This window comes from Photobacterium jeanii (assembly GCF_001650345.1).
Taxonomy (GTDB): domain Bacteria; phylum Pseudomonadota; class Gammaproteobacteria; order Enterobacterales; family Vibrionaceae; genus Photobacterium; species Photobacterium jeanii.
Map to the genome: position 1 here is coordinate 92833 of NZ_LVHF01000025.1, position 24814 is coordinate 117646.

Below are 24814 nucleotides of genomic sequence, written 5' to 3' on the forward strand. Positions count from 1 at the left end.
CTCCCAAGTAAGGCGCGAAACAGCTTATGCTGACACAGCTCAGAGAAATTGTTGAAAAAGTGGCGAGTGCCGAAACCTTGATCGATGCGCTTGATCAACTGGTGGTTAGCACTTGCCAAGCTATGAATACCGACTGTTGCTCGGTGTATATTGCTGACAGCCGTCGTCAGGAATATACCCTGATGGCGAGCCAAGGGCTGGTGAAAACCCATAAGCATATTGCGCTAGGGTTTGAAGAAGGCTTGGTTGGATTGGTTGGTCGTCGAGCTGAACCTATCAATGTTGCCGATGCACGGCAACATCCCCATTTCAAACATCTCCCCGGCACTGGCGAAGAGCACTTTGGCTCTTTCTTTGGCACGCCAATAACCCATCAACGCCAAGTATTGGGGGTGTTGGTGATCCAGCAAAAAGCGCGTCGTGAATTTGATGAAAGCGAAGAGTCTTTCATGGTCACGCTGGCGGCGCAGTTGGCCGTGATCTTAGCTCACGCTAAGGCACAGGGCATGTGGCCGGATCAACACGATGGTCTGCACCTGACAGGCTCTGCTTCATCGCAAGGTGTAGCAGTGGCAAAAGCTTGGTGGGACGACAATCAACCGCGCTTAGAACAAGTGTTACCTGCCTCATCGCTGAGTATTGAAAACGAGCAAGAGCGATTAACGATCGCGATCGATTTAGCGAGCAATGAATTTCGCCGCTTGCGTAAACGCTTTGATAGTGAGCTGCATAAAGAAACCTTGGCAATTTTTGATCTGTTCAGTCACCTGCTTAACGATCCCATGTTGCGTAAAGACTTGTTTGCCAAGGTCAACGCTGGCGATTTAGCTGAATGGGCGATCCGCCAAGTGGTCGAAGCGTATTCAACCCGCTTTGCCAATATGAAAGACGCCTACCTTAAAGAGCGCGCGCAAGATATTCGTGAACTTGGACAACGATTGTTGTTCTTTCTCTATAACGAAGATGTATCGGAATACGAGTGGGATCAGCCACGCGTCTTGCTAACTCGTGAGTTAACCGCGGCTATGCTGGCGACGATCCCACGCGATAAACTTGCCGGCGTCGTGGCGCAAGAGGGCGCAGCGAACTCCCACGCCGCGATATTGTCTCGTGCGTTGGGCATTCCCGCCATTATGGGCGTTGATTTCGTGCCGGATAAAGTCCACAACTGTCAGGTTGTGGTGGATGGCTATCGGGGCGACTTCTTGGTTAACCCTAATCGCCATGTGTTAAAAGAATACCGCCGCTTGCTGCGCGAAGAAAACGAGCAGACCAAAATCGTTGAAAGCGAGTTGGCAAAATGTGCGGTGACCAAAGACAACCAGCGTATTTATATCCACCTTAATGCGGGCTTGAGCGCCGATACCAGTATCGCGGTTAATCGTGGGGTTGATGGTGTTGGCTTGTACCGTACCGAAGTGCCTTTTTTGCTTCAACGCAGTTTTCCTTCGGAAGAAGAGCAAGCCACCCAATACCATGCGATTTTATCGTCGTACCCCACTAAACCTGTGGTAATGCGTACCTTAGATATCGGTGGCGATAAACCACTGCCTTATTTGGCGATTGAGGAAGACAATCCCTTTCTAGGTTGGCGTGGGATCCGCTTTACTTTAGATCATCCTGAGATATTTTTGATCCAAGTACGCGCCATGCTCCGAGCCAGTATCGGCTTGGATAACATGGATATTTTGCTGCCGATGATCTCTGGTGTTGCGGAGCTTGATGAAGCCATTGTGCTGATTGAACGCGCCTTTGATGAAGTGCAAAAGCAAGCCGAACAGCAAGGGCAAACACTGCGCCGTCCACGCTTGGGGATCATGATTGAAGTCCCTTCTATTTTGTATCAGCTTCCTGCGCTAAAAGGCAAAGTGGACTTCATTTCGGTTGGTAGTAACGACTTAACTCAATATTTATTAGCAGTTGATCGGAACAATGCACGGGTTGCGAATGTCTATGATGCATTACACCCTGCGGTTTTGAATGCGTTGAAGCATATTTTGACCGCTAGTCAGCAGCTTGGCATTCCTGTTAGTGTATGTGGCGAATTGGCGGGTGACCCAGTTGGGGCACTGCTTTTGGTCGGCATGGGGTATCGCTCGTTGAGTATGAATACCCGTAACGTTGCCAAAATTAAATATATTTTGCGTCAAATTGATGCGCAAGAAATGGAAGCCTTAGCCCTGCAAGCATTGAATGCCGCGCTGGCGACGGATGTAAGAACAACCACCACACGGTTCGTCGAAGAGAAAGGTCTCGGCGGATTTCTTCGTGCGGGTAAGTAGGACAGAAGTAGATGGAAACCACGTTATGGCTATTTGCCATGTGTTTGGTGTTGGGCAGCGTTGTCGGGTTACTCGCAGGCTTGCTCGGTATTGGTGGTGGGTTGTTGGTGGTACCTGCACTGGCGTGGTTATTACCTCAAGCAGGCATTGAGTCTGGTTTGGTGATGCACATTGCGCTGGCGACGTCGCTGGCGAGTATTGTGCTCACCTCTGGTTCGTCTGCTCGTAACCATATCCGCTTAGGTAATGTTGATTTACAGGCGGTTAAGCTATTGGCGCCAGGGATAGTGGTCGGCGGTTTAGGTGGCAGTGTGATTGCGGAATTGGTGCCTGAACACCTATTACCGAAAATCTTTGCCGCTATTGTACTGATGCTCGCACTGCAAATGTTGGCTTCGATCCGCGTCTCGCAGAATAACCGCACGTTACCTAGTTCTGCCAAGTGTATTGGTAGCGGTGGGGTGATAGGGGTTGTTTCTAGCTTGGCTGGGATCGGCGGCGGTTCGTTAACCGTGCCATATTTAAATTGGCACGGCTTAGAAATGCGTCGCGCTATTGGTAGTGCTTCGTTAGTGGGTGCTATTATCGCCATTGCTGGTATGGTGGGCTTTATTGTCGCGGGAGTGGGCGATGAGGCATTACCGGCTTGGAGCATTGGCTATGTGTATTTGCCGGCCTTAGTGGGGATAGTATCGACGTCGGTGATCACGACTCGCTATGGTGCAGCCTTGGTTAGCCGAACACCAACGGCAACCCTAAAGAAAATTTTCGCCCTCTTTTTGCTATTTATTAGCGTTAGAATGTTTATTGGTTAACAGCGCAACACGAGATTATTTGAATGAGCCAAGGATTTATTACTTTTCCAAACATAGACCCAGTGTTGATTGAGATTGGGCCATTGGCGATACGTTGGTATGGCTTGATGTACCTGATTGGGTTTATTTTTGCGATGTGGCTAGCGAATCGCCGCGCTGATAAGCCCAACAGCGGTTGGACCCGCGATCAAGTCAGTGACTTGTTGTTTGCTGGCTTCCTTGGCGTTGTTTTGGGCGGACGTATTGGTTACGTGCTGTTCTACAACTTTGAGTTGTTCTTAGATAACCCGCTGTACCTATTCCAAGTATGGACCGGAGGAATGTCATTCCACGGCGGTTTATTGGGTGTGATCACCGCAATGTTCTGGTATGCCCGCAAGAATGGTCGTACTTTCTTTGGGGTGGCTGATTTTGTCGCGCCGCTAGTCCCGTTTGGTTTAGGCATGGGACGTTTAGGTAACTTTATTAATGGTGAGCTTTGGGGCCGTGTTACCGATGTACCGTGGGCGATGATTTTCCCAACCGGTGGTCCATTGCCTCGTCACCCTTCTCAGCTGTACGAGTTCTTCTTAGAAGGCTTGGTATTGTTGATCATCTTGAATATCTTCATTCGTAAGCCTCGTCCAGCAGGCGCGGTATCCGGCTTGTTCCTATTAGGTTACGGTAGCTTCCGCTTTATTGTTGAATACTTCCGCGAACCGGATGCACATTTGGGGCTGTTTGGTGGTTGGATCAGCATGGGGCAAATCCTATCGCTACCTATGGTGATTGGTGGTCTGTTAATGATGCTATGGGCTTACAAAACCCAGCCGAAAGGTAAAACGGCATAAGCTATCAACCTCATGATTACGAAAAAGCAGCTCAATGGAGCTGCTTTTTTATTGTCTGCTTGAGCGTGATGGCGGGATTTGATCAGAAAAAGTCGCGTTAATTCTGGTAAGATCGACCACAATTTTTTTGAGTAGCCGAGCAGGCATTCGCCTTGATATCGGTTTTAATGACGAGCGAGTAGAACGATGAAGCAGTATTTAGATCTCTGTCAGCGCATTGTTGACGAAGGTGTTTGGATTGAAAATGAACGTACCAATAAGCGTTGTTTGACCGTAGTGAATGCTGACTTAACGTTTGATGTGGAGAACAACGAGTTCCCACTGATCACCACTCGTAAAAGCTTTTGGAAGTCAGCAATCGCAGAGCTACTAGGTTACCTTCGTGGCTACGATAACGCGGCAGATTTTCGTGCTCTAGGTACGAAAACGTGGGACATGAATGCCAATGACAACCAAGCATGGTTGAATAACCCACACCGCAAAGGTACCGACGATATGGGCCGCGTATACGGGGTGCAAGGTCGTAGCTGGCAGAAACCAGACGGTAGTACAATTGACCAACTGCGTAAGATTGTCGATAACCTGTCGCAAGGTATTGATGACCGTGGTGAAATCCTGACTTTCTACAACCCAGGTGAGTTTGACCGTGGTTGTCTGCGCCCTTGTATGCACACTCACACTTTCTCTAAGCTTGGCGATACCCTGTACCTAACTAGCTACCAACGTTCGTGTGATGTACCGCTAGGCCTGAACTTCAACCAAATCCAAGTATTCACCTTGTTGGCATTAATGGCGCAAATCACAGGTTTGAAGCCGGGTAAGGCGTACCACAAGATTGTAAATGCACACATTTATGAAGATCAGCTAGAGCTAATGCGTGATGTACAGCTTAAGCGTGAGCCATTCCCATCACCGAAATTGATCATTAACCCGAAAATCAAATCGCTAGAAGATTTGGAAACTTGGGTGACGATGGATGACTTTGAAGTGGTAGGCTACGAGCACCACGAGCCAATCAAATACCCATTCTCGGTATAAGTTGCGCTCGCTTTAGTCAGCGGGTTCAAGTGAGTTAAACAGAAAAACGGAGCCACAGGCGATTGCTGGTGGCTCCGTTTTTTTATCTGACGTAAATCATGAATTTTAAACATTAAAAAGCCCCGTCAGTTAGACTGACGGGGCTTGATGTTTTCGCTCTTTAGTAAGGGCTTAAGCCGTTAGGCTTAGGATACCTACTGGGATAACTAGGAATACCATCGCAATGTAACCAAACACGGTTGCTTTGCTCTTAATTGCCAAGTCACCAAGGTGGAAAGCACCTTTTAGCGGTAGTTCACGTAGGAACGGAATACCAAAGATAAGCAGTGTTGCCAATACGTTGAACGCTAGGTGTACGAGAGCAATCTGTAGGGCAAATACCGCGTTGTCGCCAGAGATAGCCGTTGCTGCTAGTAGTGCCGTGATACAAGTACCAATGTTTGCACCTAGGGTGAACGGGTAAACCTCACGTACTTTCAGTACACCAGTACCTACTAGTGGCACCATCAAGCTGGTTGTTGTTGATGAAGACTGTACCAAGATAGTTACGATAGAGCCTGATGCGATACCGTGCAGTGGACCACGACCGATCGCATTCTTCAGGATATCTTTTGCACGACCAACCATTAAGCTACGCATTAGTTTACCCATTGCGGTGATAGCAACGAAGATTAGTGCGATACCAATGAAGATAAGTGCAACGCCACCTAGGGTACCAAATGCTTCTAGTGGACCTTTTACTAGCTCTACAGCTGGCTTAGTTAGCGGCTTCATGAAGTTCAAACCCTTCATGCTCATATCGCCCGCACCCATCATAGGTGATACTAACCAAGATGAAATTTTATCCAACAGACCGAACATCATCTCCAATGGTAGGAAGATCAATACCGCCAATAGGTTGAAGAAATCGTGTACGGTTGCACTTGCAAATGCACGACGGAATTCATCTTTACAACGTGCGTGACCAAGGCTAACTAGGGTATTAGTTAGGGTTGTACCAATGTTTGCACCCATTACCATAGGGATTGCCGTTTCAACTGGAAGGCCACCAGCCACCAGACCTACGATAATCGATGTCACTGTGCTTGATGATTGGATCAGCGCAGTTGCTGCCAAACCAATCATTAGACCTGCTACAGGGTGAGACGCGAATTCAAACAAGGTTTTCGCTTGTTCACCAACAGACCATTTAAAGCCGCTGCTGACCATAGATACAGCAACAAGCAGAATGTAAAGCATGAACGCTAGGTTAGCCCAGCGGACCCAACGCATAGAGCTGTTTTGTGGTGCAGCAGTAGTGGCTTGGGTATTCATAATCATTTCTCCATGACAATAGGATGTCGTTTGGGTGTCATTTTGTTGAAATCTGCCGCGATGGTAGAGGGCTAATATTTCAGAAATATGACACTTTTAATGACAAGGCATATTTGTGCTTAATTTGTGACCGATAAGGTGTCAGGAGAGCTTGACGTCAAGGTGTCTTAATGGTGGTTAATGTGTTGATTTTTAGGTGGTTTAACGATTGCTTAGTGTTGGTTGTAATTGTTTTTTTATCCGAGTCGAATAATTAAAATTAATAGTAAAAAAGCGGGAAGAATCGCTCTCTAATGAAAGAAATATGACACTGAATATGACAGTGAAAAATTATTCTGCGGATATTACTTGGTTACAGGTCTAATTATTCGGTTTTTACGAAGTGTTAGCTCTAAACAAACGATTTTTCAATACAAGCAATTGGCGACTACACTGGTGATACAATTTGTTTGTGAAATTTGTTTTTGTGCAAAGGAGTGACGGTCAATGACCGATGCTATTCGTAAATTTTTAAAACTAGAGTCTGCGGGCGGTATTATCCTGATCATAGCCGCTGCGATTGCAATGATGATTGCAAACTCTCCACTTGGATCAATTTATTCTAGTACGCTTCATTCTTATGTCGCGGGCCTATCGGTTGAGCATTGGATCAACGATGGTCTTATGGCGATCTTCTTCCTATTGATTGGTTTAGAAGTTAAGCGTGAATTAATCGAAGGTGCGCTAAACACCAAAGAGAAAGCGATTTTCCCTGCTATTGCCGCTGTTGGTGGTATGGTGGCGCCAGCGCTAGTGTACGTACTTTTCAACTACTCTGATTCTTTGGCGGTGACTGGCTGGGCTATTCCTGCGGCAACCGACATCGCGTTTGCATTGGGTATCATGGCGCTGCTTGGCAAGCGTGTACCTGTTAGTTTGAAAGTCTTCCTACTCGCACTCGCAATTATCGATGACCTAGGTGTTATCGTGATCATCGCTTTGTTCTACAGCAGCGATCTATCAACAATTGCGCTTGCGGTGGCATTTGCCTCAACGGCCGCCCTGTTCATCATGAACGCCAAGAATGTCACCAAGTTGAGTTGGTACTTGATTGTCGGCGCAATTCTATGGGTGAGCGTATTGAAATCAGGTGTTCACGCAACGCTTGCGGGCGTGGTACTAGGCTTTGCAATTCCATTGAGTGGTAAAGATGGTCGTTCTGATCACCATTCACCACTGAAACACCTAGAGCATGCGCTGCATCCTTATGTTGCGTTCCTTATCCTACCGTTGTTTGCATTTGCAAATGCAGGTATCTCACTAGACGGCGTATCTCTGTCTGGTATGGCTGGTATGCTGCCAGTAGGTATTGCACTGGGTCTGTTTATCGGTAAACCACTTGGTATCTTTACAGCAAGCTACTTTGCTGTGAAATCAGGCGTGGCGAAGTTGCCAGACGGCATTAACTTCAAGCATATCTTTGCGGTGTCTGTGTTGTGTGGTATCGGCTTTACGATGTCGATCTTCATCTCTTCACTGGCATTCACAGGTGCTCCAGCTGACTTCACCACATATTCTCGTCTGGGTATTTTGGTTGGCTCGACGGTGTCAGCACTGGTTGGTTACTTCATGCTGGATCGTGTGTTGCCTAAATCGGAGGCATAATATGAAACCTTATCTACTCACTGCGATGGTGTTTGTATCATCTGCCGCTGTGGCAGTACCAGATTATACGAATTGCACAGCAGATAACGAAACGGAACTTTGTCAGGCTTATTTAGCCGGTGTTAGCCACGGTAAGGCTACAGCGACGACAGTGAATGCTGAGTTGGATGATTCATTCCGCTCACGAGCACTCGAGCAGCGGGTAGGTGAGCGTTACCGTAAATCAGTGCAAGACGACAAAAAAGTGGTACAAACGACCAACTAGTCGTCTCTCAGGCGTCAAGAAGTGCGCCTGAGCCGTGAAAAATTGCAGATAAAGTTGAAGCCCCAATGCGTGCAGCGTAAGCTGCTCGTTTGGGGTTTTTTATTATGGCAGTGAAGTAGCGGATGTCTCATCTTAACTATAACCACTTGTATTATTTCTGGATGGTCTGCAAACAAGGCTCGGTCACTAAGGCCGCTGATGCTTTGTTCCTTGCGCCTCAGACAGTAACAGGGCAGATCCGTGCGTTAGAAGAGCGGATGAAAGGAAAGCTCACCAAGCGAGTGGGGCGTAATATTGAACCGACTGAGTTAGGTCAGTTGGTATTTAAGTACGCTGATAAGATGTTCGATCTTAGCTACGAAATGCTAGATATCGTTAACTACACCCAACGTGAAAATCAATTGTTGGAAGTTGGGGTTGCGGATGCTTTATCAAAGCGTCTTGTGAGCAAAGTATTGCTCGAAGGGATCCCCGAAGACGAACGTATTCACCTGCGTTGCTATGAGTCCACTCACGAAATGCTGCTTGAGCAGCTCTCCATGCATAAACTGGATATGATTTTATCGGATTGCCCGGTGGATTCGACCCAGAGCCCGGGCTTGTACAGTAAGAAGCTAGGGGAGTCGAGCATGAGTTTCTTCTGCTCTAAACCAGATAAACCGCTGAACTTCCCATCTTGTATTGAAGATTACAAGTTACTGATCCCTGGGCGTCGTACCGCAATGGGGCGTAAGTTGCATCAATGGTTTGATCAACAAGGGGTCACCCCGAATATTCTTGGCGAATTTGACGATGCGGCCTTGATGAAAGCTTTTGGTGCTTACCATCAATCCATGTTTGTTGCGCCGTCGATTTATGCTGAGGAAATCGAAGAAGCGAATAACATTCGTGAAGTGAAACGGGTGAGAGAAATAAAAGAAGAGTATTACGTTATTTTTGCTGAGCGGATGATCATGCACCCCGCAGTGAAAAAGATATGTGAAGCAAACTTTGGTAAGTTGTTTAAATAGCGATAATTTACCATGAATTTTTCATGGATTTTTAACCATAACTCCCTTAAGATCTAAGTATATTAGCGTTAACTTAAATTAGATGGTGAGAATATGGAACTGCAACAAATGGAGCAGAATGCTGGACAGGCAGTCGTATTACTCAAAGCCATGGCCAATGAAAGACGTTTGTTTATTCTGTGCTATTTGCTAGAAGGGGAAATGTCGGTTGGGATGATGTGCGAGAAGCTGCAACTCAGCCAATCGGCGTTATCACAACATTTAGCGTGGCTAAGGCGTGATGGCTTAGTGGAAACGCGTAAAGAGTCGCAAACCGTGTTCTATCGCCTTAAGAGCGAAGAAGTCAAAGCGATGATCCAGCTGCTCCACAATATGTACTGCAATTGATATTAACGGCTGCAGTGCAACAAGCGATGTCGTCATACTCAAATGACAGATACAAAAAAACCGGCAAAAGCCGGTTTTTTTATCGCTGTAATCTCGACTCTATTAAAGAGCTTTGATTTTAGCAGCTAGGCGAGCTTTGTGACGTGCAGCCTTGTTTTTGTGGATTAGGCCTTTAGTAGCCATGCGATCCATAACAGGTTGCATTTCAACGAAAGCAGCAGTTGCAGCTTCTTTGTTGCCAGCTTCGATAGCAGCGATAACTTTTTTGAAGAAAGTGCGCATCATTGAACGACGGCTAGCGTTGTGCTGGCGACGTTTCTCAGAAGTGATAGCACGTTTCTTAGCAGATTTGATATTTGCCAAGGGTGTAACTCCCAAATTCTTGGTACGGTGACAATTTAAGGCCGAGGACTATGCCAACAAAGCCAAAGAATGTCAAATGATTTGTGTAAATAACCGCCAAGGCCTTGAAGTTGGCACTTACGGATTAACACGGTTAATATGGCGGCAGATTTTACCAGCATTTTGCCCCGCAAGTCACCTTTCTGGGCTATCTTTTATGAGGTTTTTTTGTGAGTAAGCGTCTTTTACGCTCAGGACTGATAGTCAGCACCATGACTTTGGTTTCTCGAGTCTTGGGTTTAGTGCGTGATGTAGTGGTTGCAAACCTGATGGGAGCAGGGGCTGCCGCTGATGTTTTCTTCTTTGCGAACAAGATCCCGAACTTCTTACGCCGTCTTTTTGCCGAGGGTGCGTTCTCGCAAGCCTTTGTGCCCGTATTGACTGAATATCATGCAACGGGCGATATGGATAAGACGCGCCAGCTGATCGCAAAGGCATCAGGTACCCTTGGGGTGCTGGTTTCGATTGTGACTTTACTCGGAATTTTAGGCTCGGGTGTCGTAACGGCACTTTTTGGTGCGGGTTGGTTTATTGACTGGTTAAACGACGGTCCAGCCGCGCCAAAATTTGAGCTGGCGAGCTTGTTGCTTAAAATTACCTTTCCTTATTTATGGTTTATCACCTTTGTTGCCTTATCAGGGGCCATTCTCAATACCTTGGGTAAATTTGCGGTTTCTTCTTTTACTCCCGTATTTTTGAATGTGGCAATCATTGGCTGTGCGCTGTTTCTATCGCCACAGTTAGCGCAACCTGAAATTGGTTTGGCGATCGGTGTCTTCTTAGGTGGTTTGATCCAATTCCTGTTCCAAATTCCCTTCCTTATAAAGGAAGGCGCTTTTGTGCGTCCACAATGGGGATGGAACGATCCTGGGGTGACAAAAATTCGCACCTTGATGATCCCGGCGTTGTTTGGGGTATCGGTGAGTCAGATCAACCTCCTGTTCGATACTTTTATTGCCAGTTTCTTGGCAACGGGGTCGATTAGCTGGCTTTACTACTCTGATCGTTTATTGGAGTTCCCGCTTGGTTTGTTCGGGATTGCGATTGCTACCGTTATTTTGCCTGCTCTATCGCGCAAGCACGTTGAAAAAACCTCGGCGCAATTTGCCAGCACCATGGACTGGGGCGTACGCATGGTGTTGCTATTAGGTATTCCAGCCATGCTGGGGTTGATGGTGCTAGCGAAGCCGATGCTAATGGTGCTGTTTATGCGCGGTGAATTTACTCCGGTTGACGTTGAGCAAGCTTCGATGTCACTGCTGGCGTATGCGTCTGGCTTGCTGAACTTTATGTTAATCAAAGTGCTCGCCCCTGGTTACTACGCGCGTCAAGATACCAAGACTCCTGTGCGTTTTGGTATCATCGCGATGATCACCAATATGTTCTTCAATGCGATTTTTGCCTATTTTTATGGTTATATTGGCTTGGCGATGGCAACGGCATTGTCGGCGTTGGTGAATGCGGCACTGCTATACCGTGGTCTTCATATGGCGAATGTTTACCGCGTGACGAAAACAACACTGTGGTTTGTGGCGCGTTTAGTGGCTGGTGGGATCGCGATGGTCGCGAGCTTATGGTACTTGATGCCGGAAATGAGTGTTTGGCTTGGTTGGCACTTGGGTCATCGCGTGTTGTGGCTGGCGGGTTTGATCCTTGCTGGGGCGACGGTTTACCTGCTAACTGTGACGATTTTAGGCGTTCGAGTGCATCATCTGCGCACTGATAGCTGATTGACAGAGCGGACTAGTATATAATCCGTCGGTTTTTATCGTGAATTTTGAAAATAACTTAGCCAATCAGCAGCGATACATGGAATTAATCCGAGGAATACACAATATCAAGCCACGTCATCACGGGTGCGTGTTGACCATAGGTAACTTTGACGGTGTTCATTTAGGGCATCAGGCGGTATTGCGTCAGGTAATGGCGAAAGCCGAGTCCATGTCGCTTCCAGCGACTGTGATGTCATTTGAACCCCAGCCGCTGGAGTTGTTTGCCGGAGATAAAGCGCCGGCGCGATTGACGCGTTTTCGCGATAAATACCAGCAACTAAAAAAAGTGGGCGTTGAGCGCTTGCTTTGCATCAATTTTAATGCGCATTTTGCCAATCAAACGGCGGACGACTTTGTTCGTCGCTTGTTGGTTGAGCAATTGGGTGTTAAGTTTCTGGTTGTTGGTGATGATTTTCGCTTCGGTCAAGGTCGAAGCGGCAATTTTGAGATGCTACAAGCGGCAGGCCGTGAGTGGGGTTTTGAAGTTGTGAGTACACAAAGTTTCTGCGTGGCAGAGCAACGTGTAAGTAGTACTGCTATTCGTCAAGCATTAGCCAATGATGAGTTAGTATCAGCATCTGCCATGTTAGGTCGACCTTACAGTGTTTGTGGGCGTGTTTCTCACGGTCGTAAATTAGGTCGTACTATCGGCTTTCCTACAGCAAATGTGCCGCTAAAGCGTCGCGTATCACCGGTTTCTGGGGTGTATGCTGTGGAAGTGCTGGGTTTAGATGGTACCCCGTATCCGGGGGTTGCCAATGTTGGTCATCGACCAACAGTGAATGGTGTCCGCCAACAGTTGGAGGTACACCTGTTTGATTTTACTGGTGATTTGTACGGTCGCCAGATTGAAGTTGTGTTGCACCATAAGCTGCGCAACGAACAAAAATTCGAATCGTTTGATGCGCTGAAAGCACAAATTGAGCGAGATGCTCATACAGCACGGGTGTGGCTGTCTGAGCGTAATAATGTCCAACTTCGCCCAAGTAACGGAATCTAGAATCAATGAGCGACTATAAAGATACCCTGAATTTACCTGAAACAGGGTTTCCGATGCGAGGCAACCTAGCTCAACGTGAGCCAGCAATGCTAAAGCGTTGGAATGATGAAGATCTTTACGGTGAAATTCGTAAAGCTAAGAAGGGTAAAAAATCCTTCGTATTACACGATGGCCCTCCATATGCCAACGGTGATATTCACATTGGTCACGCGCTAAATAAGATTCTTAAAGACATTATTATTAAGTCAAAGACGCTTTCAGGCTTTGACGCGCCATACGTACCAGGTTGGGACTGTCACGGTCTACCAATCGAACTAATGGTAGAAAAGAAAGTTGGTAAACCAGGCCACAAAGTAACGGCTGCGGAATTCCGTGAAAAATGTCGTGCTTACGCTGCGGGTCAGGTTGAAGGTCAAAAAGAAAGCTTCATTCGTCTAGGTGTACTAGGTGAGTGGGATAAGCCTTACCGCACTATGGATTTTGCAACAGAAGCGAACATCATTCGCTCTCTGGGTAAAATTGCGGATAACAACCACCTTCTTAAAGGTTTCAAACCTGTTCACTGGTGTACAGACTGTGGTTCTGCACTGGCTGAAGCTGAAGTTGAGTACCAAGATAAAGTATCACCATCTATCGATGTGAAATTCAAAGCAGCTGACGAAGCAGCCACTGTTGCTAAGTTCTCTTGCCCTGAAGGTCACCAAGGTGAAGGTGATGTGTCTATCGTTATCTGGACAACCACCCCGTGGACACTGCCTGCTAACCGCGCAGTAGCGGTTCGTGACGATCTAGAATACGTTCTGATCCAAGTAGAAGCTGATGCAGAAAACAATCAGCAAGCTTACCGTCTGATCGTTGCTTCTGAGCTAGCGAAAGATGTGATGGATCGTGCTGGTATCGCGCACTACCACAACCTAGGTTTCTGTAAAGGTGAAGAGCTAGAGCTAGTTCGCTTTAACCACCCATTCTACAGCTTCGATGTTCCTGTGATTCTAGGCGATCACGTAACGACTGATTCAGGTACGGGTTGTGTTCACACAGCACCAGGCCACGGTCAAGAAGACTTCGCGGTTGGTCAAAAATACGATCTAGAAGTGGCTAACCCAGTAGGTAGCAACGGTGTTTACCTTCCTGATACTGAGCTATTTGCAGGTCAGCACGTATTTAAAGCTAACGACTCTGTACTTGAAGTACTAAAAGAGCGTGGCGCACTGCTTCACCACCATGCTTACGAGCACAGCTACCCACACTGCTGGCGCCACAAAACGCCAATTATCTTCCGTGCGACACCACAATGGTTCGTATCTATGGATAAAGCAGGCCTTCGTGCGAAAGCGCTAGAAGAAATCAAAGGCGTTCAATGGATGCCTGAGTGGGGCCAAAGCCGCATCGAAGGTATGATCGAAGGTCGCCCTGAGTGGTGTATCTCTCGTCAACGTACCTGGGGCGTGCCAATTGCACTGTTCGTACACAAAGAAACTCAAGAGCTTCACCCTAATACTAGCGAGTTGATTGAGAAAGTCGCTCAACTTGTTGAACAAAAAGGTATTCAAGCATGGTGGGATCTAGAACCTGCTGAGCTTATGGGCGAAGAAGACGCGGCTAACTACGAAAAAGTAATGGACACCCTAGACGTATGGTTCGACTCAGGTGTGACTCACTATTCTGTGGTTGATAGCCGTGAAGAATTCAACGGTAACGCTGCTGATCTTTACCTAGAAGGTTCTGACCAACACCGTGGTTGGTTCCAATCTTCACTGATCACATCTGTGGCAATGAAAGACAACGCACCATACAAGCAAGTGCTAACGCACGGTTTCGTGGTTGACGGTCAAGGCCGTAAGATGTCGAAATCTATCGGTAACGTGGTAGCGCCAAAAGATGTAACTAATAAACTAGGTGCAGATATCCTACGTCTATGGGTTGCTTCTACAGACTATACAGGCGAAGTTGCGGTTTCTGATGAAATCCTAAAACGCTCTGCTGATGCTTACCGTCGTATCCGTAACACAGCGCGTTTCTTCCTTGCGAATCTAAGCGGTTTCAACCCAGAAACAGACCTAGTCGCACCAGAAGATATGGTTGCACTGGATCGCTGGGCGGTAGGTCGTGCGAAAGCAGCACAAGAAGAAATCATTAAAGCGTACGACGAGTACAACCTACATGGTGTAACTCAGCGCCTAATGCAGTTCTGTTCTGTGGAAATGGGTTCTTTCTACCTAGACGTGATCAAAGACCGTCAGTACACAGCAAAACGTGGTGGTCACGCACAACGTAGCTGTCAGACTGCGCTTTACTATATTGTTGAAGCTTTGGTTCGTTGGATGGCACCAATCATGTCATTTACCGCTGACGAAATCTGGAACGAAATGCCAGGTCAACGTGACAAGTTCGTATTCACGGGTGAGTGGTTCGAAGGTCTATTTGGTCTAGCTGCCGATGAGAAACTGAACAACGAATTCTGGGCTGAAATCCAGCAAGTTCGTGGTGCAGTGAACAAGCTACTTGAAGGCGCTCGTAAAGACAAAGTGATCGGTGGTGCGCTGCAAGCGGAAGTAACGCTTCATGCAAATGCGGAACTGGCGGCGAAACTGAACACGCTAGAAGACGAACTGCGTTTCGTACTACTAACCTCTAAAGCGGATGTGGAAGTGGCTGACAGCATGCCTGCTGGCGCACAAGAAACTGACGTTGAAGGTCTATTCGTTACTGTAACGGCTTCAGAAGCTGCGAAGTGTGACCGTTGTTGGCACCACGTAGCGGATGTTGGCACTATCGAAGGTCACGAAGAAGTTTGTGGTCGTTGTGTGAGCAACGTTGAAGGCGAAGGTGAAGAGCGTAAGTTTGCCTAATGACAATGACATCGCCTAAACAAACGACACTGTCGCTAAAACAATCAGGAGTACGCTGGCTTTGGCTAGCGGCTCTGGTTTTCATCATTGACGTAGGCAGTAAGCTGATCGTCATGAACACTATGGAATATGGCTGGCCGAATCGTATCGAGATCTTGCCGTTTTTCAATTTGCTGTATGTGCATAACTACGGCGCAGCGTTTAGCTTCTTAAGCGATGCAGGTGGTTGGCAGCGATGGTTATTTACGGCGATTGCATTAGGTGTTTGTAGCTTGTTGGTTTACTGGATGCGCCGTTCTCCGGCGGATCATCGCCTTGCCAATTGCGCGTACGCTTTGATTATTGGTGGTGCATTGGGCAACTTGTTTGACCGCATGTACCATGGCTTTGTGGTGGATTTCCTAGATTTTTATGTTGGGAATCAGCATTGGCCGGCCTTTAACATCGCAGATACGGCTATTTGTATTGGTGCTGGCTTGATTATTCTTGAAGGTTTTATCGCTGGTAAAAACGACGAGAAAAAGTAAATCAAAACCCTGCGTAACTTAATACCCCTAAGCGCTGTCCGTTGATACGGGCGGCGCTTTGTTGTAAAAGGGGCGTTGAATTTTATAATAGAACTAAGCACCCCGCTTAGTGACGAGAAAGGACCCTACACATGTCGGTGATCAAGGAAGCAGTTATCCAAGAAAACAGTGAAGTGCTAATGCACTTTTCCATCAAGTTATCTGATGGCTCAATTGCAGATTCAACCCAAGCGATGGGCAAGCCGGCAAAATTCCGTATGGGAGATGGTAGCCTGACAGACAATTTTGAAAAGTGTCTGCTGGGATTAAAACAAGGCGAGAAAAGTCGCTTTGAACTAGCGCCGCAAGATGCGTTCGGGATGCCAAACCCAGATAATATTCATCATGTCGACTTGAGTAAGTTTGGTGCTGATGCACCTGCTGAAGTAGGAACTATCGTTGCGTTTGCAGGCCCTGATGGTCAAGATATTCCTGGCGTGATCACCGAGATTGTTGGTGATTCAGTGACGGTCGACTTTAATCACCCGCTTGCGGGCCAACACGTCACTTTCGATGTGGAAGTCGTGACAATAGAAAATTAAGAGCTGTTAGCAATGAATATCTTACTAGCAAATCCGCGTGGCTTTTGTGCCGGTGTTGATCGCGCCATCAGCATTGTTGAGCGGGCACTGGAAATGTACCAACCGCCAATTTATGTTCGACATGAAGTGGTACACAATCGCTTTGTGGTTGAAGGGCTAAAACAACGTGGCGCCGTGTTTGTTGAAGAGTTGCACGAAGTGCCAGACGACAGCATTGTGATTTTCTCAGCCCACGGTGTGTCTCAAGCGGTACGCAATGAAGCCAAAGCGCGTAAGCTAACGGTATTCGATGCGACTTGCCCATTGGTAACCAAAGTACATATGGAAGTGGCGCGTGCCAGCCGCCGCAATATGGAAGTGGTACTGATTGGTCACGCGGGTCACCCTGAAGTGGAAGGCACCATGGGGCAATACGCCAGTGATGAAGGCGGCATGTACTTGGTTGAGAAGCCGGAAGATGTCGACAAGATGGTAGTGAAAGACCCAACGAACCTTCACTACGTTAGCCAAACCACGCTATCGGTTGATGAAACTGCCGATGTGATTGAAAAGCTACGTGAAGTGTTCCCTGAGATCCAAGGTCCACGCAAAGATGATATCTGTTACGCGACTCAAAACCGCCAAGATGCGGTTCGTGAAATGGCTGAAGGCGTTGATGTGATGATCGTGGTGGGCTCGAAGAACTCATCTAACTCAAACCGTTTACGTGAATTGGCTGAAAAACTGGGTACACCGGGTTACTTAACCGATTGTCCAGAAGATGTTGATGCGAACTGGTTCGATGGTAAAACCAAAATTGGTGTAACCGCAGGTGCTTCTGCACCGGAAGAGCTAGTGAATCAGATCATTGCCCGCATCCAGAACCTTACTCAAGCAGACGTTGAAGAGCTGACAGGTCGTGAAGAGAACATGTTCTTTGAAGTACCGCGTGAGCTGCAAGTGAAAACGATCACTGACTAATTCCTCTCAGTAACCGCTGATAAGTGATTGCTTTGCCGTCATGAGTTATAAAAAAGCCCAAGTTGTGCAATTAACTTGGGCTTTTGTGTCTTTGCAATAAACGCTTTAGTTTTGTTTGGCGATACCGCCCATATCAACACGCTTCACTTTCTCGCGCAGACTTTGGATCACAAAGTACAGCACAGGGGTGAGAATCGTCCCGATCACTACCGCCAAGGTCATACCGCCAAATACGGCATTACCTAAGGCGCGACGGCTACCTGCTCCCGCACCACTGGCAACCACAAGTGGCATTACCCCTAGTACGAACGAGAAGCCTGTCATTAGTACCGCACGGAAACGCAAACGCGCCGCTTTCACCGCGGCATCGCGAATAGATAGCCCTTCTTCTTCGCGCTGCATTTTAGCGAACTCAACAATCAAGATGGCATTTTTACTCGCCAGCCCGATTAAGAGCACTAAGCCGATCTGGGTATAGAGGTTGACGTCACTGCCTAGAACCCATACGAAGAGGAAGGCGCCTAATACCGCAATCGGTACCGAGAAGATAACGCCAAGTGGTACTGTCCAACTCTCGTATTGGGCTACCAAGAACAGGTAGGTAAAGAGTAGCGCTAGCGAGAAGATCAGCGGCGCTAAGTTACCTGCTTTTAGTTCTTGGTAGGTCATCCCTGTCCACGAGAAGCTATAACCATCTGGCAAGCTTTGTGCGGCACGCTCCATTGCCGCCACTGCTTCACCAGAACTAAATCCCGGTACTGGAATGGCGTTGATAGTCGCTGAGTTGTACAAGTTATAACGATCAACTACGTCAGGGCCGAGCGATGGGCGAGTGGTGACAAGGGTACTCAATGGCACCATTTGTCCGCCAGTGCCACGCACATAGAAATGTTGGATACCTGCTTCATCAGAGCGATAGTCGGTTTCCGCTTGCATCATGACGCGGAAATTTTTACCGAATTTAGTGAAATCATTGACGTACATGCCGCCTAGCTGGGTTTGCAAGGTAAAGAAGATCTCTTCCAGTGGTACACCCAATACCTTGGCTTTTTCACGGTCGATGTCAGCAAAAATTTGCGGTACTTCGGCTGTGTAATTACTAAAAGCAAAGGCGATTTCCGGCTGCTCGTTGGCTTTGATTATAAAGCCCCGCATTACAGAGGCGAGCTCTTGTGGTGAACGCCCCCGGTTGTCTTGCAGGACAAATTCGACCCCAGCGACACTACCCACCCCAGGTAGAGGTGGTAAGGCGAACGCTTGCGCGACCCCTTCTGGTAACTGGTTATACTTTTGCTGCAAGCGGGCAATGATTTTACTTTGGTGAAGATTTGGATCGCTGCGTTCATCCCAAGTATCGAGCGTGACAATCAGCAAACCACCGTTTGATTTCAGGGAGCCCGATAAGATACTGAACCCACTGGCGTGGATCACATCGGATACCCCAGTTTCGTTACGGGTGATATCAACCAGCTCCGCCATCACTTGTTCGGTACGGTTGAGCGATGAGCCATCAGGCAAAGAAACGTCGACCATGAAAGACTTTTTATCTTCATCGGGAATAAAGCCCGTCGGCAACGCTTTAGCCAATAAACCTGTGCCAGCCAACATCACCACAAATAGCACACTGACAATCACGACGCGGCGGATCATGGTTGCGACTACATTGGTGTAGCGCTCTGTGATCTTATCGAACAGACGGTTGAATGCCGCATGGAACCCTTTTTCGTGCTTTTTCGGTGGCTTCAACAACGAGGCACACAACGCTGGCGATAACGTCAGGGCGTTGATCGATGAAATCAATACCGAGATACAAATGGTGATCGAGAACTGGGCGTACATTTGCCCAGTGATACCCGGCATGACGGCGGTTGGCGCAAATACTGCCAGCAGTACCAAAGTGGTCGCGACCACAGGGCCGGTCACTTCTTCCATTGCTTTGAGGGTGGCATCGCGAGGGCTTAACCCTTGATCTTCCATCAAGCGGGTGACGTTTTCGATCACCACGATGGCATCATCGACCACGATCCCGATCGCCAATATCAGTGCGAATAGCGAGACGGTGTTAATGGTCATGCCAAAGATCAGCAAGAACACGAACGTACCGACCAAAGAGACCGGAATCGCAATCGCCGGAATTAAGGTTGAGCGGAAGTCTTGCAAGAAGATAAACACCACGAGCACAACCAGTGCGACAGAAACAAACAGCGTCTGTACTACTTCTTGGATCGAGGTTTCGACGAACTCTGTGGTGTCGTACAACACTTTTTGCTCAAGATCGCTAGGGAAACGCGCTTCTAAGCCGTTCATGGCATCACGGATCCCTTGAGCTACTTCCAATGCATTGGCGTCGGGAGATTGGTAAATCGCGATGATCGCCGATGGCTGACCGTTTAATCGTCCTTGGGCATCGTAAGTTTGTGAGCCCAGTTCAACGCGAGCAACATCTTTAACTCTTAATTTCCGGCCATCTTGGGTCGCGCGAATAATGATGTTTTTAAACTCATCAGCGTCGACCAAGCGTCCCTTGGTTTGCAAGGTGTACTGGAACTGCTGATTGGGTGGGGTTGGTGACGCCCCGATACGACCCGCTGCCACTTGAATGTTCTGCTCTTTAATGGCTGCAAGCACATCTTGTGGCGTAACACCTAGCGGTGCCATTTTATCGGGATCCAGCCAAATTCGCATCGCGTAGTCGAGTGAACCTATGATGTTGACCTTACTCACCCCAGGTACCCGTGCGAGTTCGTCTTTGATGTTCAAACTGGCGTAGTTGGTGATGTAAAGCGCATCGTAGCTGTCTTTCGGCGAGAACAGGTTTACTACCATCAAGATGTTAGATGACTGTTTCTCGACCGCGATACCTTCGCGCTTAACCTCTTCCGGCAAGCGGGAGGTAGCTTTTTGTACCCGGTTTTGAACTTGAACCTGCGCATCATCGGCATTAGTGCCAACAGCAAAGGTAACCGTAAGGTTATAACTGCCGTCATTGGATGATTTTGAGGACATGTAAATCATGTTCTCAACCCCATTGACCTCACTTTCGACCACTTGGGCTACGGTGGCCTTGACCACTTCGGCATTGGCGCCGGGGTAGCTGGTGGAGACACTGATGCTCGGTGGGGCAACTTCAGGAAACTCAGCGACGGGCAAAACGGGGATTGCCAATAGCCCACACAAGGTGAGCACTATGGAAATCACAAAGGCAAACTTAGGCCGATAAACAAAAAAGCGACTGATCATAATTGCGCTCCTTTATTGCTCGGCAAAAGGTTTGATTTGTTGTTCTTGCGGCTTCACTTCAAGCCCGACGCGAACCCGCTGCAAGCCTTGAACAATGACGCGTTCATTCGGCATGAGTCCCGCATCAACCACCCAATAAATACCTTGGCGGATATGCACTTCGAGATCGCGGCGTTCAACAAGGTTTTCGTTGTTTACCACCATGGCAAAGCGACCTTTTTGATCTTCTTGCACCGCTACCTGAGGTACCAGTAAGGCTTCGACTGGATCGGATGAGGCAATAATGATGTTACCGAACTGACCGGGTTGCAGAATGTGGTCAGGGTTAGGGAAGCTGGCGCGGATCTGGACGGTACCCGTGGTTGGGTCGACGCGGTTATCAATGAAATCAATTTTACCTTGTTGGTCGTACATGCTCTTGTTTGAGAGCTCAAGGCTCAGCGCAAGTTCGGTGATCGCAGGTACCTTTTCATCTTTGCGCATTTCGTACGCATCAAGAATTTGGGTTTCACTGGCATTGAACACCACGTACATAGGATCTTGTTTAACCAGCGTGGTGAGCTCACCGGTAGATGGGTTGATGAGATCGCCTATCGAGACATTCGATGCCCCGACACGGCCATCGATCGGTGCTTTGATTTGGGTATAACCTTGGTTTAGTTTAGCTGCATCAAGCGCCGCTTCTGCTTGGGCAACCGCAGCTTCAGCGGTGATTTTAGTGGTCGTAATTTCATCAAAGTCCACTGCGCTAATACTGCCTTTAGGCAGTAGCTTCTTACCGCGTTTGTAGTTGATCACCGACACTTCATACTTTGCGTGTGCTTGTTTGAGTGAGGCTTCACGCTGGCGAACTTCCGCGGCAAAAGGTTTTGGGTCGAGCTCGAACAGTAAAGTGCCTTGCTTGACATAGTCACCTTCTTGGAAAGGACGCGCAATCAAATAGCCTTCTACCCGAGCTTGAAGCGAAACGTCTTCCATTGCTTCGATGCGACCACTGAATTGGGTCGAAGGGTTGATTTGTTGTTTAGTCACGGTTTCGACAATCACCGCTGGTGGCGGTGGCGCAACAGTTTGGGTTGCTTGTTCTTCGCAACCAGTCATAAAGCCAACTGTACCAATGAAAGCGGCATAAAGGGGGAGGCGCTGTAAAGTCCATTTCATGATTTAACACCCTGTTTAATTTTTTATAATACTTTAGCGATTATGGTCAAATAGCCATTAACAGTAAATAAAATGCTTTTAAAAACGAGTGCATAGCAATAGTTATGGCAAGAAAAATGATATTGGTATCCTTTTTTGCCTCACTCGGCATGGCTGTTGCTGTAACTAGTCAGAGCGGGTAGAGTGGATAACAGTTAACAAATTTTAATGGGAGTATTACTAGCATGGTACGTATTGCGATTGCTGGCGCGGCAGGACGCATGGGGCGCAATTTGATCAAAGCTGTTCAGGCGTCTGAGCAAGCAACGTTGGGCGCTGCGAGTGAACGCCCTGAATCAAGCATGATTGGTGTCGATGCTGGCGAGCTGGCGGGAATTGGTCAATGCGGGATCACCGTGGTGGATGATCTTGCCAAGGTGGCTGATGACTTTGATGTGATTATCGACTTCACGGCACCAGTATGTACGTTGGCAAACCTCGCGCTTTGTCAGCAGCACGGCAAACAAATTGTGATTGGTACCACGGGCTTTAGTGACCAAGAGCGCACGCAAATTGACGAATCTGCTCAGCAGCTAGGTATTGTCATGGCGCCTAACTACAGTGTTGGCGTGAATTTGGTGTTTAAGCTGCTAGAAAAAGCTGCCAAAGTGATGGGCGATTATTGCGATATCGAAGTGATTGAAGCCCACCACCGTCATAAAGTTGATGCTCCTTCTGGCACTGCGATTGGTATGGGTGAGGCGATTGCTGGTGCAATGGGTAACAAGCTCAGTGATGTTGCAGTGTATGCCCGCGAAGGGATCACGGGTGAGCGCAGCCGTGATGAAATTGGTTTTGCGACCATTCGTGCGGGCGATATTGTTGGTGAGCACACCGCGATGTTTGCTGATATTGGTGAGCGAGTTGAGATCACCCATAAAGCAACCGATCGTATGACCTTTGCTAATGGTGCCGTTCGTGCAGCAGCATGGCTTGTGGATAAGCCTGCAGGCTTTTTCACTATGCAGGATGTATTGGGCTTAGACGAGCTGTGATCACTGACTGATGTGACGAAATACTAACAATAAATACGAGATTGCTACGCCTCGACTGCCGTCGGGGTGTTTTTTTATCTGCATAATTTCCCATCCTTAAACAATTCGTTGCATCAATAATTTAAACTTGCCTGATTTTACATTTCGATACACAGTTAGCTTATGAAAATGACTAAAAATGTGCTTTTCTGTGGTTAGTTGTTCAAATGATGTTGTTTGGTTGGTGGTTTTAACCGTTTGCTTGATGTTTTTATTGTTTGCTTGGTGGTGTGGGATTGAGCAAACGATAAAATGGGATCGGCCACAACTTTAGTGTGACAAATACTGAGGTTATCATGCTTTTTTGGCGCTCTGGCTAAGTTTAATGGCTGTGATTGAGATATTTTAAAGTTATTTTGAGCGAATTGTTGACAGAAAAATAGCCGCTCTATAGAATGCGCGGAATTTGTCTAAAATCAGCTTTTTGTGATTTTTAGCACTGTATATAACGGGTAGTTGCAAGTTTATCTGTTTTCGTTGCATTTTTATTATTTTGGAGGTTGTCTTGAGCAAATCTGCGCTGTTAGTCCTGGAAGATGGGACAGTGTTCCGCGGCGTGTCCATTGGGGCAGATGGTTCGGCCGTTGGTGAAGTCGTTTTTAACACCTCGATGACGGGGTATCAGGAAATTCTCACCGACCCTTCTTATTCTCAACAGATTGTTACTCTTACTTACCCTCATATTGGCAACACCGGAACTAATTCCGAAGACGAAGAATCCACCGCTATTCACGCACAAGGCTTGGTAATTCGTGACCTCCCTCTTATTGCTTCAAACTTCCGCAGTGAACAAACCCTTTCTGATTACCTCAAATCACAAAACATTGTTGGTATCGCCGACATTGATACTCGTAAGCTAACTCGTCTTCTTCGTGAAAAAGGTGCCCAAAACGGTTGTATCGTTGCAGGCAACAACCTTGATGAAGCGCTAGCGTTGGCAAAAGCGAAAGAATTCCCTGGTTTGAAAGGCATGGATTTAGCGAAAGAAGTGACGACGGCTGAAGCTTACCCATGGAAGCAAGGTTCTTGGACCTTAACAGGCGGCCTACCTGAAGCGAAAGCTGATAGCGAAATGCCATTCCACGTGGTGGCTTATGACTTCGGTGCCAAACGCAACATCCTACGAATGTTGGTTGACCGCGGTTGTCGTCTAACGGTTGTGCCAGCGCAAACGTCAGCGGAAGAAGTGCTAGCATTAAACCCAGACGGTGTGTTCCTATCAAATGGCCCGGGCGATCCAGAGCCATGTACTTACGCTATCGAAGCGACTAAGACCTTCCTAGAAAAAGGATTGCCAGTATTCGGTATCTGTCTTGGTCACCAAATTCTTGCTCTAGCAAGTGGCGCACAAACAGTGAAAATGAAGTTCGGTCACCACGGTGCAAACCACCCGGTTAAAGACCTAGACCGCGACGTAGTGATGATTACTTCTCAGAACCATGGTTTTGCAGTAGACGAAGCGAGTCTGCCTGAAAACCTGCGTGCAACGCACAAGTCTTTGTTTGATGGTTCTCTACAGGGTATTCATCGCACGGATAAGCCAGCATTTAGCTTCCAAGGTCACCCTGAAGCAAGCCCAGGTCCACACGATGCTGCACCACTGTTTGATCACTTCATTGAATTACTAAAAAAGCACAGCGCCTAAGTTCGGAGTAGTAAAA

General features: G+C 47.6%; 20 protein-coding genes. 16 read left to right on the forward strand and 4 right to left on the reverse strand.

The window, feature by feature from the left end; all coding sequences use genetic code 11:
* The first annotated feature begins 26 nt into the window (after positions 1 to 26).
* The 4 genes from ptsP to A3K86_RS11280 all read left to right on the forward strand — a co-directional run bounded on the left by ptsP (position 27) and on the right by A3K86_RS11280 (position 4965).
* On the forward strand, positions 27 to 2282 hold the full coding sequence (gene ptsP / locus A3K86_RS11265; RefSeq protein WP_068330996.1) for a phosphoenolpyruvate--protein phosphotransferase: 2256 nt from the start codon (positions 27 to 29) through the stop codon (positions 2280 to 2282).
* A gap of 11 nt (positions 2283 to 2293) precedes the next feature.
* Positions 2294 to 3097: a sulfite exporter TauE/SafE family protein gene (locus A3K86_RS11270; protein WP_068330997.1), complete on the forward strand. Its 804-nt coding sequence runs from the start codon at positions 2294 to 2296 to the stop codon at positions 3095 to 3097.
* A 23-nt stretch (positions 3098 to 3120) separates the two neighbouring features.
* The gene (gene lgt, locus A3K86_RS11275; protein WP_068330998.1) at positions 3121 to 3927 is read left to right on the forward strand and encodes a prolipoprotein diacylglyceryl transferase; all 807 of its coding nucleotides are present in this window, start codon (positions 3121 to 3123) and stop codon (positions 3925 to 3927) included.
* A gap of 186 nt (positions 3928 to 4113) precedes the next feature.
* Complete coding sequence (locus tag A3K86_RS11280) at positions 4114 to 4965, forward strand: thymidylate synthase (RefSeq protein WP_068330999.1); 852 nt, start codon at positions 4114 to 4116, stop codon at positions 4963 to 4965.
* A gap of 171 nt (positions 4966 to 5136) precedes the next feature.
* On the opposite strand, the gene A3K86_RS11285 is transcribed toward A3K86_RS11280, so the two are convergent.
* Positions 5137 to 6279: a Na/Pi symporter gene (locus A3K86_RS11285; protein ID WP_068331000.1), complete on the reverse strand. Its 1143-nt coding sequence runs from the start codon at positions 6277 to 6279 to the stop codon at positions 5137 to 5139.
* A 486-nt stretch (positions 6280 to 6765) separates the two neighbouring features.
* On the opposite strand from A3K86_RS11285, the gene nhaA reads away from it, so the two are divergent.
* From nhaA to A3K86_RS11305, 4 genes are all read left to right on the forward strand, one after another.
* Positions 6766 to 7923 carry a Na+/H+ antiporter NhaA gene (gene nhaA / locus A3K86_RS11290; RefSeq protein WP_068331001.1) on the forward strand — a complete coding sequence of 386 codons (1158 nt, stop codon included), beginning with the start codon at positions 6766 to 6768 and terminating at the stop codon, positions 7921 to 7923.
* A gap of 1 nt (position 7924) precedes the next feature.
* Positions 7925 to 8188, forward strand: a complete 264-nt coding sequence (locus tag A3K86_RS11295; protein WP_068331002.1) for a hypothetical protein — start codon at positions 7925 to 7927, stop codon at positions 8186 to 8188.
* Positions 8189 to 8310: 122 nt separating this feature from the next.
* On the forward strand, positions 8311 to 9198 hold the full coding sequence (nhaR, locus tag A3K86_RS11300; protein WP_068331003.1) for a transcriptional activator NhaR: 888 nt from the start codon (positions 8311 to 8313) through the stop codon (positions 9196 to 9198).
* Between the two features lie 93 nt (positions 9199 to 9291).
* Positions 9292 to 9585, forward strand: coding sequence for an ArsR/SmtB family transcription factor (locus A3K86_RS11305; RefSeq protein WP_068331004.1), 294 nt, complete (start codon positions 9292 to 9294; stop codon positions 9583 to 9585).
* A 102-nt stretch (positions 9586 to 9687) separates the two neighbouring features.
* Here the strand turns inward: A3K86_RS11305 and rpsT are convergent, their stop codons facing one another.
* Positions 9688 to 9948, reverse strand: a complete 261-nt coding sequence (gene rpsT / locus A3K86_RS11310; RefSeq protein ID WP_068331005.1) for a 30S ribosomal protein S20 — start codon at positions 9946 to 9948, stop codon at positions 9688 to 9690.
* A gap of 209 nt (positions 9949 to 10157) precedes the next feature.
* Here rpsT and murJ point away from each other — a divergent pair, with 209 nt between their 5' ends.
* The 6 genes from murJ to ispH all read left to right on the forward strand — a co-directional run bounded on the left by murJ (position 10158) and on the right by ispH (position 17679).
* On the forward strand, positions 10158 to 11717 hold the full coding sequence (gene murJ / locus A3K86_RS11315; RefSeq protein WP_068331006.1) for a murein biosynthesis integral membrane protein MurJ: 1560 nt from the start codon (positions 10158 to 10160) through the stop codon (positions 11715 to 11717).
* Between the two features lie 79 nt (positions 11718 to 11796).
* Positions 11797 to 12759, forward strand: a complete 963-nt coding sequence (ribF, locus tag A3K86_RS11320) for a bifunctional riboflavin kinase/FAD synthetase (RefSeq protein WP_068331007.1) — start codon at positions 11797 to 11799, stop codon at positions 12757 to 12759.
* A 5-nt stretch (positions 12760 to 12764) separates the two neighbouring features.
* Complete coding sequence (gene ileS, locus A3K86_RS11325; RefSeq protein ID WP_068331008.1) at positions 12765 to 15611, forward strand: isoleucine--tRNA ligase; 2847 nt, start codon at positions 12765 to 12767, stop codon at positions 15609 to 15611.
* Positions 15611 to 16138 carry a signal peptidase II gene (gene lspA / locus A3K86_RS11330; RefSeq protein WP_084406579.1) on the forward strand — a complete coding sequence of 176 codons (528 nt, stop codon included), beginning with the start codon at positions 15611 to 15613 and terminating at the stop codon, positions 16136 to 16138. Before ileS ends, lspA begins: the two co-directional genes overlap by 1 nt.
* A gap of 131 nt (positions 16139 to 16269) precedes the next feature.
* Complete coding sequence (gene fkpB, locus A3K86_RS11335; RefSeq protein ID WP_068331009.1) at positions 16270 to 16719, forward strand: FKBP-type peptidyl-prolyl cis-trans isomerase; 450 nt, start codon at positions 16270 to 16272, stop codon at positions 16717 to 16719.
* 12 nt (positions 16720 to 16731) lie between these two features.
* Positions 16732 to 17679 carry a 4-hydroxy-3-methylbut-2-enyl diphosphate reductase gene (gene ispH, locus A3K86_RS11340; protein ID WP_068331010.1) on the forward strand — a complete coding sequence of 316 codons (948 nt, stop codon included), beginning with the start codon at positions 16732 to 16734 and terminating at the stop codon, positions 17677 to 17679.
* A 105-nt stretch (positions 17680 to 17784) separates the two neighbouring features.
* Here ispH and A3K86_RS11345 read toward each other — a convergent pair whose 3' ends face one another.
* Together A3K86_RS11345 and A3K86_RS11350 are read right to left on the reverse strand one after the other, a co-directional pair.
* Entirely contained in the window at positions 17785 to 20919 is a 3135-nt protein-coding gene (locus A3K86_RS11345) for an efflux RND transporter permease subunit (RefSeq protein ID WP_068331011.1), read from the reverse strand.
* A gap of 12 nt (positions 20920 to 20931) precedes the next feature.
* Entirely contained in the window at positions 20932 to 22080 is a 1149-nt protein-coding gene (locus A3K86_RS11350; RefSeq protein ID WP_068331012.1) for an efflux RND transporter periplasmic adaptor subunit, read from the reverse strand.
* 224 nt (positions 22081 to 22304) lie between these two features.
* Between A3K86_RS11350 and dapB the strand changes: the two genes are divergently transcribed.
* On the forward strand, positions 22305 to 23114 hold the full coding sequence (gene dapB, locus A3K86_RS11355) for a 4-hydroxy-tetrahydrodipicolinate reductase (RefSeq protein WP_068331013.1): 810 nt from the start codon (positions 22305 to 22307) through the stop codon (positions 23112 to 23114).
* 544 nt (positions 23115 to 23658) lie between these two features.
* Positions 23659 to 24798, forward strand: a complete 1140-nt coding sequence (gene carA / locus A3K86_RS11360) for a glutamine-hydrolyzing carbamoyl-phosphate synthase small subunit (protein WP_068331014.1) — start codon at positions 23659 to 23661, stop codon at positions 24796 to 24798.
* Positions 24799 to 24814 lie beyond the last annotated feature (16 nt).